Annotated in this window: 13 protein-coding genes; 12 read left to right on the top strand and 1 reads right to left on the bottom strand. The window is 70.3% G+C overall.

Annotation, left to right across the window (positions count from 1 at the left end; genetic code table 11):
- Window positions 1-17 precede the first annotated feature (17 nt).
- Window positions 18-932, bottom strand: coding sequence for an alpha/beta hydrolase (locus tag IE290_RS06615; RefSeq protein ID WP_191243541.1), 915 nt, complete (start codon window positions 930-932; stop codon window positions 18-20).
- Window positions 933-1150: 218 nt separating this feature from the next.
- Here IE290_RS06615 and IE290_RS06610 point away from each other — a divergent pair, with 218 nt between their 5' ends.
- The 12 genes from IE290_RS06610 to IE290_RS06560 all read left to right on the top strand — a co-directional run bounded on the left by IE290_RS06610 (window position 1151) and on the right by IE290_RS06560 (window position 12094).
- Window positions 1151-2398 carry a CaiB/BaiF CoA transferase family protein gene (locus IE290_RS06610; RefSeq protein WP_191243540.1) on the top strand — a complete coding sequence of 416 codons (1248 nt, stop codon included), beginning with the start codon at window positions 1151-1153 and terminating at the stop codon, window positions 2396-2398.
- A gap of 31 nt (window positions 2399-2429) precedes the next feature.
- Window positions 2430-3581, top strand: a complete 1152-nt coding sequence (locus IE290_RS06605; protein ID WP_191243539.1) for an acyl-CoA dehydrogenase family protein — start codon at window positions 2430-2432, stop codon at window positions 3579-3581.
- Between the two features lie 30 nt (window positions 3582-3611).
- Entirely contained in the window at window positions 3612-4106 is a 495-nt protein-coding gene (locus IE290_RS06600) for a MaoC family dehydratase (protein ID WP_191243538.1), read from the top strand.
- The gene (locus IE290_RS06595) at window positions 4103-5320 is read left to right on the top strand and encodes a thiolase family protein (RefSeq protein WP_191243537.1); all 1218 of its coding nucleotides are present in this window, start codon (window positions 4103-4105) and stop codon (window positions 5318-5320) included. Before IE290_RS06600 ends, IE290_RS06595 begins: the two co-directional genes overlap by 4 nt.
- A complete protein-coding gene (locus IE290_RS06590; RefSeq protein WP_191243536.1) occupies window positions 5320-5727 on the top strand; it encodes a Zn-ribbon domain-containing OB-fold protein in 408 nt (135 codons plus the stop codon). Before IE290_RS06595 ends, IE290_RS06590 begins: the two co-directional genes overlap by 1 nt.
- Before the next feature lies 1 nt (window position 5728).
- Window positions 5729-6937 (top strand): CaiB/BaiF CoA transferase family protein, encoded by a 1209-nt coding sequence (locus IE290_RS06585; RefSeq protein ID WP_191243535.1) that lies wholly within the window; start codon window positions 5729-5731, stop codon window positions 6935-6937.
- Window positions 6927-8075, top strand: a complete 1149-nt coding sequence (locus tag IE290_RS06580; protein WP_191243534.1) for a CaiB/BaiF CoA transferase family protein — start codon at window positions 6927-6929, stop codon at window positions 8073-8075. Before IE290_RS06585 ends, IE290_RS06580 begins: the two co-directional genes overlap by 11 nt.
- A gap of 20 nt (window positions 8076-8095) precedes the next feature.
- Window positions 8096-8230 (top strand): hypothetical protein, encoded by a 135-nt coding sequence (locus IE290_RS38185; protein ID WP_268246316.1) that lies wholly within the window; start codon window positions 8096-8098, stop codon window positions 8228-8230.
- A gap of 49 nt (window positions 8231-8279) precedes the next feature.
- Window positions 8280-9206 (top strand): LysR family transcriptional regulator, encoded by a 927-nt coding sequence (locus IE290_RS06575; RefSeq protein ID WP_191243533.1) that lies wholly within the window; start codon window positions 8280-8282, stop codon window positions 9204-9206.
- Between the two features lie 141 nt (window positions 9207-9347).
- Complete coding sequence (locus IE290_RS06570) at window positions 9348-10466, top strand: NDMA-dependent alcohol dehydrogenase (protein WP_191243532.1); 1119 nt, start codon at window positions 9348-9350, stop codon at window positions 10464-10466.
- Between the two features lie 25 nt (window positions 10467-10491).
- Window positions 10492-10668 (top strand): hypothetical protein, encoded by a 177-nt coding sequence (locus IE290_RS06565; protein WP_191243531.1) that lies wholly within the window; start codon window positions 10492-10494, stop codon window positions 10666-10668.
- A gap of 1 nt (window position 10669) precedes the next feature.
- The gene (locus IE290_RS06560) at window positions 10670-12094 is read left to right on the top strand and encodes an aldehyde dehydrogenase (RefSeq protein ID WP_191243530.1); all 1425 of its coding nucleotides are present in this window, start codon (window positions 10670-10672) and stop codon (window positions 12092-12094) included.
- The last annotated feature ends 1199 nt before the right edge of the window (window positions 12095-13293 follow it).

Genomic DNA, 13293 nt, shown 5'->3' with positions numbered 1-13293 from the left:
GGACCACGGCTCGCTGCTCAGGCGGTCAGGTGCTCGCCGAAGAATCCGGTGAGCTTGGCGACCGCGGGCGTGACGTACTCGTCCTGGTCGTAGAGGGCGATGTGGGTCGCGCCGTCGATGACGAACAGTTCCTTGGGCTCGTCGGCCTTCTCGATGGCTTCACGGCTGAAGTAGCCGGTGTCGGACTCCGAGCCGATGATCATCAGCAGCGGGCGCGGCGCGATCAGGTCGATCATCGCGTACGGGTCGAACTGCGCGATCTGGTCGATGCTGCGCAGCGGCCACTCGTTCGTGGAGTTGGCGTGCCCGCCCCGCGGCGTCCGGTAGTAGTCCTGAGCCTCGCGGTACAGCGTCGGGGCTTCCTCCAGGCCCTCGGGGCTCTCCGGCGCCCAGTTCTGCACGGCCGGGGCCGCACCGCGCGCTTCGGCGGTGCGCAGGGCACCGGCCTGGTCGAGCATCGCCTGCAGGACTTCGGGGCCCTGCGTGCGGCCGAGGCCTTCGACCAGCAGGCTGCGGATGTCGACCGCGCTGACCGTGGCGACCGCCTTGATCCGGTGGTCGGTCTGCGCGGCGAACGGGACGTACCCGCCGGACGCGCAGATGCCCAGCGCGCCGATCCGGGTGGGGTCGATGTCGTCGCGGGTGGTCAGGTAGGTGACCGCGGCTCGGACGTCCTCCGAGCGCTGGAACGGGTTCTCCAGCCCGCGCGGCTCGCCTTCGCTTTCACCCTGGTACGCGGCGTCGAACACCAGCGTCGCGTACCCCTCACGAGCCAGGCGCTCGGCGTAGATGCTCGCGGTCTGCTCCTTCACCCCGCCGCCGGGGTGGGACACCACGACCGCCGGCAGCGGCTCGCCGGTGTGGTCGTCCGGCGTGAACAGCAGACCGGCCAGGGCCAGCCCGGCACTGGGGAAGGTGACGTTCGTCTTCATTGCTCCAGCTCTTCTTTCGCGACGGCGAATTTCCTCGGCCGGGTTCTGCCACCCGGCCTCGCCATCGAGGCTCACACGTGGCGCGGGCGCCCACAATGGGCGAGATCGAACCTGGGACAGGATTGTCCCCCGCACGGGCACTCGATTCGAAGTTCTCGAACCGCCGCTTCGGGTTTGCGAAATAGGATTGCCGCGGTGGCGCCCGTAACATCCGCCTGGTGGGATCGTCGAAGAATGCACCCAATTCCAGCGGGCCGCTGACCGGCGTGCGGATCGTCGAACTCGGCGGCGTCGGGCCGACCCGGTTCGGCTGCATGCTGCTGGCCGACCTCGGCGCCGACATCGTGCGCGTCGAGCGGCCGCCCGGGTACGACGGCGGCGCTCCGATCGACCCGCGCTACGACCTGATGAACCGCAGCCGCCGGAGCGCGACGATGGACCTGAAGCACCCGGCGGCGGTCGGCGCGGTGCTGCGTCTGGCCGAGCGGGCCGACGTGCTGGTGGAGGGCTTCCGGCCGGGAGTGGCCGAGAAACTCGGGCTCGGGCCGGACGAGTGTCTGGCCGTCAACCCCGCGCTGGTGTACGCCCGGATGACGGGGTGGGGGCAGGACGGGCCGCTGGCCCGCGCGCCCGGCCACGACGTCAACTACGTCTCACTGACCGGTGTCGTGCACTCGATCGGCGAAGCCGGCGGGCCGCCGGTCATCCCGCTGAACCTGGTCGGCGATTTCGGTGGCGGCGCGCTCTACCTCGCCCTGGGTGTGGTGTCCGCTGTGCTGGAGAGCAGGCGGTCCGGGCACGGGCAGGTCGTGGACGCGGCCATGGTGGACGGATCGGCATCCCTGATGACCGCGCTGTACGGCTTCCGCGCGGCCGGTTACTGGACCGACGAACGCGGTACGAACCGGCTCGATTCCGGCGCGCCGTGGTACCAGGTCTACGAGACGAAGGACGGCGGCTGGGTCAGCATCGCCGCGAACGAGGCGCGGTTCTGGCGGGCGACGGTGGCGCTGCTCGGCTTCGCCGAGGACGAGCTGCCGGACCAGCACGACCGCGACCGCTGGCCGGAGGTGAAGGAACGCTTCGCCGCGGTCTTCCGCACCCGGACCCGCGACGAGTGGTGCGCCCTCGCGCAGGGCCGGGAGGTGTGCCTGACCCCGGTGCTGTCCATGGCGGAGGCGCCGGAGCATCCCCACCTGCGGGCCCGCGGCACCTTCGTCGAGGTGGACGGCATCGTGCAGCCCGCGCCCGCCCCGCGGTTCAGCCGCACTCCGGGAGCGATCCAGCGGCCGCCCACCACACCCGGCGACGACGTGCTGGGCGACGAGGTGCTCGGGGACTGGGGCTTCTCGCCGGAGGAGCTCGCGTCCCTGCGCGCCGCCGGCGCGCTCGGCGGAAACCGGTTCGAATCGGCCGAACCGCGAATTCGAGAATCGTCAATTGATTCACCGGTCCGGCCGGATTAGCTTGGGGGAAACCGCGATGGGAGCACGAACAATGCCCAGGAATTTCCTCAACGAGTCGCAGGCCGCGTGGCTGGAAACCGTGAACGACTTCATGGACAACGAGATCACCGTCGAGTACGTGCGCAAATGCGATTTCGAGCGCCGGTACCCGTACGAGGCCTACGAGAAGATCGCCAAGCAGGGCTGGCTCGGCATCCTGATCCCGGAGTCCGAGGGCGGCTCCGGCGGGGACATCTTCGACTACTCGCTGATGGCCGAGGGTCTGGGCAAGTTCGGTTTCGACTTCGCCTGCTCGGTGCTCGTGCCGACGTTCACCGCGATGAACATCATCAAGTACGGCACCGCCGAGCAGAAAGCCCGCTACGTCAAGCCGTTCATCGACGGCCAGATCCGGTTCTCCGTGTCGATCTCCGAGCCGGACGCCGGTTCGGACGCGGCCAACACCAAGACCCACGCCCGGCAGGAGGAAAACGGGGACTGGGTCGTCAACGGCTCGAAGCTGTGGTGCAGCGGCGCCGCGGCGAAGGACACGGTCATCGCCATGCTGGTGCGCACGGGCAAGGAGGACAAGCACAACGGCCTGTCGGTGCTGCTGATCCCGAACGACACGCCGGGCCTGGAGATCCGCAAATTGCCGACGCTGTCGCGGCACGCGACCGGCACCACCGAGATCTTCCTCCAGGACGTGCGCGTGCCGGCGGACGCGCTGCTCGGCGAGGTCGGCCAGGGCTGGCAGATCATCACCGAACACCTGGAGCTGGAGCGCTGCGCGGTGGCCGCCGCGTACGTCGGCAACGCCCAGGAAGCCGTGAACAACGCCAACCGCTACGCCCACCAGCGGATCCAGTTCGGCAAGCCGATCTACGAGTTCCAGGTGCTCAAGCACATGCTGGCGGAGAACCAGACGCGGGTCGACGCCGCCCGGCTGCTGTGTTACCGCGCCGCGCAGATGAAGGCGGACAACCTGCCCGCCGCCCGCGAGACGTCGATGGCCAAGCTGTACGGCTCGGAAACCCTGAAGCAGTGCGCGCTCGACGGCATGCAGATCCTCGGCGGTTACGCGAACCTGCCCGAGGGCGACATGGAACGTTACCTGCGCGAAAGCATCCAGTCGACGATCGGCGGCGGCACCTCGCAGATCCAGCGCACCATCATCGCCAAGTCGATGCGCCTGCCCGCCTGAACCGCCGCGATACCGGGGAGAACGAGGTCAATGGAGATCAACAACCGCATCGACATGCCCTACGACGAGCTGGAGGTCGGGCAGACGTTCCGCTCGGGCGGGCGGACGGTGACCGAGGCCGACGTCGTCAACTACTGCGCGCTGACCGGCAACTGGATCGAGATCCACTCGAACCGACACTACGCCGAGCAGACCCGCTTCGGCAAGCGCCTGGTGCAGGGCTCGCTGACGTACTCGATCATGACCGGGCTGATCCAGTTCGGCCCGTCGATCCAGGCGAACTACGGCATCGACAACCTGCGCTACCTCAAGCCGGTCGCGATCGGCGACACGATCTACGTGACCGCTGAGGTGACCGCCAAGAAGGAGAAGGACGACCGCTACGGCGTCACGACCTTCCTGATGAAGGCTCTCAACCAGGACGGCTACGTGGTGCAGCGCAGCGAGTGGAGCCTGCTGATGCTGCGCCGCCGCGAGGACCTCGAAGCGCTGCTGGCGGCCTCATTGCCCACGGAGAAGCGATGAGCCCGGTCGCCGCGATCGTCGGCATGGGCGACGCCTACGCGTCGAAGGCCGACCGGAAGGACCCGCTGCAGCTGGCCACCGAAGCGACGATGGCCGCACTGGCCGACGCCGGAATCGGCAAGCACCAGGTGGACGCGGTGTTCACCGGGCGCTCGCCGTGGGCGGACAAGCGGTCCCAGTGGAGCAACATCTTCATCTCGCACCTGCAGATGCCGGTGACGCTGAACAGCGAGATCACCCTGCACGGCGCCGGCCTGACCTCCACGATCGCGGTCGCCGCGCAGATGATCGCGGCGGGCGCCGCGGAATACGTGCTGTGCGTGCAGAGCGACGCGACCGAGCTGTTCGTGGACGCGGTCGCGATGGGCTCGGAGGCCGACGCGGACCCGCAGTTCGAGGTGCCCTACGGGCCGACGATCCCGTCGCTCTACGCCCAGGCCGCCTGCCGGTACTTCCACGAGTACGGGCTGACCGAAGCCGACCTGGCCGACGTCGTGGTGGCCAACCAGCGCTGGGGCGCGCACCACCCGCACGCCGCCAAGCGCAAGCACGGCGAGATCGACCGGGAGAAGGTGCTGGCCTCGCCGTACGTGGCGACCCCGCTGCGGCGGTGGATGTGCTCGACATGGGGTGGCGGCACCGGCGGCGCGCTCGTCGTGACCTCACCGGAACGCGCTCTCCAGGCCCGCGATCCGGTGTGGGTGCTGGGTTACGGCTCGGCGACCACGCACGAGTACCTGACCGACCGGGTGAACATGCGCGACGGCCGGTTCGCCGGGCTGGGCGAGTTCCCGAACCTCACGCACACCGCGACCGTGGAAGCGGCCCGGCAGGCGTACGCGCGATCGGGGCTCACCCCGTCCGATGTGGACATGGTGCAGCTGTCGGTGAACTTCGCGCACATGGGCCCGATCATCCTGGAGGACCTCGGGTTCGCGAAGAAGGGCCACGGCATCGACGTCTACCGCGACGGCCGCACCGGCCCGGACGGCGACCTGCCCGCCGACACCAACGGCGGCTGGCTGTCCTTCGGACAGCCCGGGATCTCCTGCAACATGGACAGCCTCGTCGAGGCCGTCCGCCAGCTCCGCGGGACCGCGCTGGGGCTGGCGCCGGCGCGGAAACCGCGCACGGTACTGGTGCAGGGCGCGGGCGGGATGCTGGCCGCGGCTGGCGTGATGTTGTTGTCCGGCCACGACACCGGGAGGCCGTGATGAGCGAGGATTGGCCGCAGCCCTACCGGCTGCTCGACGCCGAGCCCTACTGGGCCGCGCTCGGCGAGGAACGACTGACCTTCCAGCGCTGCGGTTCGTGCGGTGAGGTCGTGTGGCCGGCGCATTCGTACTGCCCGCACTGTTCGTCCCGCGGCTTGCGCTGGGAGGAGTCCGGCGGTCGCGGCACGGTGTGGTCGTTCAGCACCGTCATGCGCGGACCGACGCCGGTCTGGGCCGCCATCGTGCCCTACACCGTCGGGTTCGTCGAGCTGGCCGAGGGCTACCGGTTGTTCGGCCAGATCGAGGCCGACCCCGCCGTCGTCGAGATCGGCATGCCGGTCGAGGTCCGGTTCGTCCGCCGCGGGGCGCAGACGCTCCCCGTGTTCGCTCCCACCTCGGGAGGGTGACGTGGCCGGACCGCTCAACGGCGTGCGGATCCTCGACCTGACCTCGAACTTCATGGGGCCGTACGCGTCGCTCCTGCTGGCGGACATGGGCGCCGACGTCGCCAAAGTGGAGTCGCGGGAGGGGGACACCACGCGCGGCGTCGGACCGCGCCGCAATCCCGGGATGTCCGCGATCTTCCTGCACCTCAACCGGAACAAACGCAGCCTGGTGCTGGACTTGAAGCAGCGTGCCGGCCGGAGCGCTTTCATCCGCATGCTGCGGTCGGCGGACGTGCTGCTGCACAGCCTGCGGCCGGCGGCCATGAACCGCCTGGGCCTGTCCTACCCCGAGGTCCGGGAGATCAACCCGCGGCTGGTGTACTGCGGTTGCTTCGGATTCGGCCAGAACGGCCCGTACGCCGACAAGCCCGCCTACGACGACCTGATCCAGGCCGCCGTCGGCATGCCGGTGCTGCAGAGCCGCGGACGGGGCGAACCCGCGTACGTGGCCACCGCGATCGCGGACCGCGTGGTCGGGATGGCCGCCTCGTCAGCGATCGCGATGGCGTTGTACCACCGGGAACGGACCGGGCGCGGGCAGGAGGTGCAGGTCCCGATGTTCGAGACGTTCGCGCACTTCGCGATGGGTGACCACCTCTACGGGCACACCTTCGTGCCGCCGATCGGGGACTGGGGTTACGCGCGGATGATGAACCCCGACCGCAAGCCCTACCGGACGCTCGACGGTTACCTCGGCGTCAACATCTACACCGACCGGCACTGGCAGCGCTTCTTCACCGCGGTCGGCCGGCCGGACCTGGCCGCCGACCCCCGGTTCGCCGACATCCACGGCCGCACCGAGCACATCGGTGAGCTGTACGCGTTCCTGGCGGAGGAGTTCGCCACCCGGACCACCGCCGAGTGGCTCGAACTGCTCGGTGAGGCCGACATCCCGGTGATCCGGATGCACACCCCGGAAACCCTCCTCACCGACCCGCACCTGACCGAGGTCGGGTTCTTCGCCGAGGAGGACCACCCCTCGGAGGGCAAGCTGCGCACCATCGGTATCCCGCAGCGCTGGAGCGAGAGCACGCCGGAGCTGAGGTACCCCGCGCCCCGGCTCGGCGAGCACACCGAGGAGCTGCTGCGGGAGTTCGGCTTCGGGGACGACGAGATCGGCGAGCTGGTCGCCTCGGGCGCGGCCGGGAACGGAGTGCGCGATGACGCGTGAGCTGCCCCTGACGGGCATCGTGGTGGTGGAGCTGAGCGACAGCGCGTCCGCGCCGTTCGCCGGCAAGATCCTGGCCGAGCTCGGCGCCGAGGTGTGGAAGGTGGAGCGGCCCACCGGTGACTCCGCGCGGGGCTGGGGCCCGAGCCAGTGGAAGGGCGACGGGGCCGCGTTCCACGCGCTCAACCGCGGACGCCGGTACCTCAGCCTGGACATCAAGGACCGCGAGCAGCTCACGACGCTGCACCGGCTGATCGCCGAGCGAGCCGATGTCTTCCTGCACAACCTGCGGCCGGGCAGCGCGGCGCGCTACGGCCTGGACGCGGAAAGCCTGCGGGTGACCAAGCCGGAGCTGATCCACTGCGAGATCGGCGCGTTCGGCAAGGCGGGCCCGCTGCGCGAGCTGCCCGGGTACGACCCGCTGATGCAGGCGTTCTCCGGGATCATGGACATCACCGGCGAGGAGGACGGCGAACCCGTGCGCGCTGGCGTGTCCATCGTGGACTTCGGGACCGGGATGTGGGCGGTGATCGGCGTGCTCGCCGCGTTGCACCGCAGGCACGTCAAGCACACCGGCGCGAACGTGGACGCCTCCCTGCTGGAGACGGCGATCGCGTGGATGTCCGTCGGCATCGCCGGCTACGAGGCCGACGGCGACCCCGGCGGGCGGCACGGCTCCGGGGTGGCGTTCATCGTGCCGCACCGGGCGTTCGCCACCTCCGACGGCGCGCTGGTCGTCAGCTGCGCCAACGACGCGCTGTTCGCCCGGCTGTGCACCGCGCTCGACCGCCCGGAGTGGGCCGCCGACCCCCGCTTCGCCACCAACGCCGCGCGGCTGGCGAACCGGGCCGAGATCGACCGGCTGATCGGGGAACGCCTCGCCACCGGCACCCGGGCGCAGTGGCGGCACCGCCTGGAGGCCGCGGGGATCCCGTGCGCCCCCGTCCAGACGACGGCGGAACTCGTCGCGCACGAGCAGACCCGGGAACTCGGCATCATCGGCGCCCCGGAACCGGGCGAGATCGGGGTCGTCGGGCTCCCGCTGTCCTTCGACGGCTTGCGGCCGCCGCCGCTGCACGCCGTCCGCGAAATCGGCGCGGACAACGACCTGCTCGGCTCGGTCCTGCCGACCCGCGCCTGACCCTTGAGCAGAATGAAGACGTGTCATGGTCGCCAACGCGTTCCGGCCCGGCGACCAAGACCACCGTCACCACCGTCACCCTCGTCCCCGGAGGCACCCTCGAGCGCCCTGCCCACGTGAAGGTGAACCTGGTCGAGCGGGGCGCGCCCGCCTGACTTGTCGGCCGCCGGCCGAGGAGGTTGAATCCGGGGAAGGAGGTGATCGGTGGGCACGTTCAACAGGGTGCACCTGATCCGTCAGGTCGACCTGCTCACGCTGCGGTTGTTCCTCTCCGCGGTCGAGGAGAAGCAGATCGGCCTGGCCGCGATCCGGGAGAACGTGTCCGCCTCGACCGCCACCAAGCGCATCCACGACCTGGAGCACATCGCCGGGCTCGAGCTGCTGGAACGCACTCCCCGTGGAGTCGTGCCGACACCCGCCGGCACGGTGCTGGCCCGGCACGTCCGCAAGATCTTCGGCAGCCTCGAGGACATCCGCTCCGAGATCGCCGCGTTCACCGAAGGGATGCAGGGCGAGCTGACCGTCGCGTCCGCGCAGTCGATCATCGCGCCGTTCCTCGCGCGCGAGCTCGGTGAATTCGGCCGTCAGTATCCGAAGGTGCGGTTGATCGTCCACGAGATCGAAAACCGGGAGATCGTGCAGCAGGTCGCGCGCGGGGAAGCGGAACTCGGCCTGTTCGCCGCTGCCCACGAACTCGACCTCACGGGCGTCGATGTCACGCCGTACCGCCGGGACCGGATCGTGGTGGCGTTGCCCCGCGACCACCGGCTCGCCGACCGGCTGAGCGTGACGTTCGAAGAACTGCTCCCGGAGAACGTCATCGCGGTGGGACCCATGGTCAACGTGTTCCGCGCGGCCGCGCGGCGTCTGGGCCGCGAGTTCGAGCCCGGCCAGAGTGTGCGCACCGGCGGCGTCGCGCTCAGCCTCGTCCGGGCGGGGCTCGGCGTCACCGCCCAACCGGAAAGCCTGGTGGGCAAGGAATTCCTGGACGGCGTCGCGGTCGTCGAGCTGGCCGAACCCTGGGCGGAACGGAAGATCCACCTCGCCACGGCGGCGGGCCGGCGGCCGGGCCCGGTCTGCCGCGCGCTGGTGGAACAGCTGCTGGACCGCCCGGCCGACGATCCGAGCTGAGCTCCGCCGGGTCGTTTTCCCGCTGCCGAATCGTCGATTCGGGAATTCCGAATTGATTCCCTTTTCGTGGCCTGCCTAACATTTCGGCATTCCCGCGAAAGGAGACTCGACGATGAGTTCACGCAATGCCGCGGTGGTCGCGTGCTGACCCGGGGTGCGGTTCTCCGCGAAGTGCCCGGCCGGTACGAAGTGGTCGAGCTGGAGGTCGAGGATCCCCGGCCCGGCGAGATCCGGGTGAAGGTCGCCGCCAGTGGCATGTGCCATTCCGACGACCATTTCGCCACCGGCGATCAGGCGGCCCCGATCCTGCCGCTGGCCGGCGGCCACGAGGGCGCCGGGATCGTCGAGGCTGTCGGCCCCGGGACACGTGGCTTCGCCGAGGGCGACCACGTGGTGTTCTCCTTCCTCCCGGTCTGCGGCCGGTGCCGCTGGTGCGCCCGCGGCCTGCAGAACCTCTGCGACCTCGGCGCCTCGCTGGGCACCGGGGCCCGGCCCGAGGACCCGACGTCGTTCCGGCTGTCGCTCGACGGACGTCCGGTCGGGCAGATGGCCGGCCTGTCGACCTTCTGCGAGTACACCACGGTGTCCACCGCGTCGGCGATCAAGATCGACCCGGACATCCCGCTCGACGTCGCCTGCCTGACCGGCTGCGGCGTGGGCACCGGCTGGGGCGCGGCGGTGTACTCGGCCGGTGTCCGGCCCGGGCACATCGTCATCGTCATGGGGATCGGCGGCATCGGCATCAACGCCGTGCAGGGCGCCGCGCACGCCGGGGCCGCGGCCGTCATCGCGGTCGACCCGGTGGCGTTCAAGCGGGAGTCCGCGCTGAAGCTGGGCGCCACGCACGCGGTGGCGGGCATCGAGGAAGCCACCGAGCTGGCCCGGTCGATGACCAACGGGCAGGGCGCCGATTCGGCGATCGTGACAGTCGGTGTGCTGACCGGCCGGCACCTCGGGCAGGCCCTGTCTGCGGTGCGGAAGGCCGGTACCTGCGTGGCCGTCGGGCTGGGCGAGACCTACGTGCGGGACGGCGACATCGACCTGCACGAGCTCGTGCTCTACCAGAAGCGGCTGCAGGGCTCGCTGTTCGGCGCCAGCGCGCCCACCGCGGACATCCCCGCGCAGCTGGAGATGTACCGGCGCGGCGTGCTCAAGCTCGACGAGCTGGTCACCACCCGCTACCCGCTCGACCAGGTCGCCACCGGCTTCGACGACCTGAAGGCCGGGCGCAACCTGCGCGGCGTCATCGTCCACGCCTGACTGTCCGCGACCCGAGAGGACAACGATGTCCGCACAACCCGCTCCCCGCGAGACGATCGCCGTCGGGGACATCCGGATCACCTACCTCCCGGACGGGGAGGCGAGCTGTTCGGCCACCGCGCTCTTCCCGGCCGGCACCCCCGAACTGTGGGACGCGCACCGCGAGTTGTTCGACGCCGACGGCCGTGTAGGGAGTACCTGAGTTGTCAGAACACCATGGCCACCACATCGGCGGCGCCTACGTCCCCGCTCGGTCCCCGGAGCGGATCCAGGTGGTGAACCCGGCCACCGAAGAGGCCTTCGCCTCCATAGCCGACGGTTCCGCGTCCGCTGTGGATGATGCGGTCCAGGTCGCCGCGGCCGCCGGCGCCGACTGGGCCGCCACGCCTCCCGCCGAACGCGCGATGGTCCTGCGTCGGCTCGCGGACGTGTTCGAGAAGCGGGCCGAGGAGGTCTCGGCGCTGGTCACGCGGCAGAACGGCACGCCGATCAGCGTGTCCCGGGCGATGCAGCAGCAGGTCCCGCTCAACTACCGCTACTTCGCGTCGCTCGCCGACGCGCTCGTCGAGGAGGAACCGGTTGCCGTGTCCGTCGGCGACGCGTTCGTGCGGCGGGAGCCGGTCGGAGTGGTGGGCGCGATCACCCCGTGGAACGGGCCACAGCCGTTACTGGCGTGGAAGATCGGACCCGCGCTCGCCGCGGGATGCACGGCGGTGGTCAAGCCGGCACCGGAGACCACGCTCGATGCGTTCCTGTTCGCCGAGATCGCGTCGGAGGCCGGTGTCCCGGCGGGCGTCCTGAACGTCGTCGCCGGCGGCCGCGGGACCGGCGCGGCGCTCGTCGAGCACCCGTTGGTGCGCAAGATCGCGTTCACCGGGTCGACCGTGGCAGGGAGGGCGATCGCGGAGAGCTGCGGGCGGAACCTCAAGCGCGTGACGCTGGAGCTGGGGGGCAAGTCCGCCGCGATCCTGCTGGAGGACGTCGACCTCGACGCCTTCAAGCCGTTCGTGGCGACGGCGTGCTCGCCGAACACCGGCCAGGTGTGCCGGTCGCTGACGCGCGTGCTGGCGCCGCGGGCGCGGTACGACGAGGTGGTCGACGCGGTGAGTTCGGCGATGACCGACATCCCGCTCGGCGATCCCACCGACCCGGCCAACCTGTTCGGGCCGTTGGTCTCCGCCCGGCAACGCGAGCGCGTCGAGTCCTACGTGGAGCTGGGCCGGCAGGAAGGAGCGAAGGTCGTGGTGGGTGGCGGGCGGCCCGCGTCGCTGCCGCGCGGCTACTACGTCGAGCCGACCGTCTTCCGCGACGTCACCAACGACATGCGGATCGCCCGCGAGGAGATCTTCGGTCCGGTCGTGGTGGTGATCCCGTACGCGGACGAGGCGGAGGCGGTCGCCATCGCCAACGACTCCGAATACGGACTCGGCGGGGGAGTGTTCTCGCCGGACCGTTCCCGCGCGACGGACCTCGCACGGCGCGTCGCGACGGGCACGATCGGCGTGAACAGCGCTTCGTTCCCGATGGAGGCCCCGTTCGGCGGTGTGAAGAACAGCGGACTGGGCCGCGAGCTCGGCCCGGGCGCGCTGGACCCGTACCTCGAGCTGAAAACGATCTTCCGCGGTTGAGCCGGTGTCAGCCGAACGGGGGTTCGCGGTGAGACGGTTACCTCGATGGCGAAGTGGCGCGACGACGAACAGCCGGGCACGGACACGGTCGCGTTAGCGGGTACCAGGTCTACAACCGCCGGTCGCGGCGCAGCCGGGACGGGCGCAACCGGCACAATTCGCCGGAGTTGTGGGTGTGGTCGGCCGAGCCGGTGCACGAACCGCTCATCCGGAAGTGGATGTGGGACGCGATCAACGAAAAGCCCGGTTTGCGTGAACAGTCGCGTGACCGGGCGGGCCTCAAGAACGATCCGCAGGCGAAGCGGACCTGCCGCTTCCGCCGCCGCGTGATGTGCGACTGCGGCCGCCTACTACCGCTGCCGCCCGGCGGGCACCAACCGCGGCCGACCGGGACAAGCACGAGGGCCACCCGCCGACCGTGTACATGCGGGAAGACCTGTTCCTGGCCGCGCTCGACACCGCCAGCTGAGATCGCGAAGAGCAGCGCCAGGGTCTGCGTCGCAAGTCTGCCGACCCCACCGACCCGTTCGTGTAGGGGCTCAGGCAGCGCTACACCACCCTGGAGACCGAACGGCTAGCGCTCGTCGCCACGCTCGACGGCCTGGACGAGATCGAGCGCGACCAGCCGGACCGGCCGCACGCCAGCCAGGCCGTCAACCCGCACCGGGCGCCGGCCGAGCTAATAGACCTGACTCAACGAACCGTCCAGGTGCACTACGCGACGGACGTCATCTGGTGAGTGCCCCCGGGGGCGGCTCACCCAGATGCACACAGGTTCCGGCGCTGCTGTCCTGCGCGGCACCGCCGGATCGCGGTCCGCGGCGCTTGGGGAGCGGCCGCTCGTTCTCGAGGCGCGGGTGCCGATGGTGATGGAGCGTCGGAAGCGTCCGCAGGAGACGGCAACGTCAGAGTACTGACTTCGGCCTTTGTTCTGAGCGGACCCGCGTTCGAGCGGTCCTCTCCGGGTGAGCGCTCGTGGTCAGCGCTGACCCTGGCGGGTCGAGACGGGGGTTACCCGACGCTGCACCTTTATTCTCTGTGGCCATGATTGTCTACCCGAGTGGACCCGGAGCGATTCGTCGCCCAAGCGGGCGGCGGAGTCGCAGGCTGAGTGTTTGATCAGGCGCGGCCTGGTGTCCGCAGCCGGCTGCTGATCGGCGGATCAGTGTCCAATGGTCACCTGCCACCGTACGCCGGCG

The sequence above is a fragment of the Amycolatopsis deserti genome (assembly GCF_014653945.1).
Lineage (GTDB): Bacteria > Actinomycetota > Actinomycetes > Mycobacteriales > Pseudonocardiaceae > Amycolatopsis_E > Amycolatopsis_E deserti.
The sequence above is the reverse complement of the archived record's forward strand: the minus strand, read 5'-3'. Positions and strand labels throughout refer to the sequence as shown.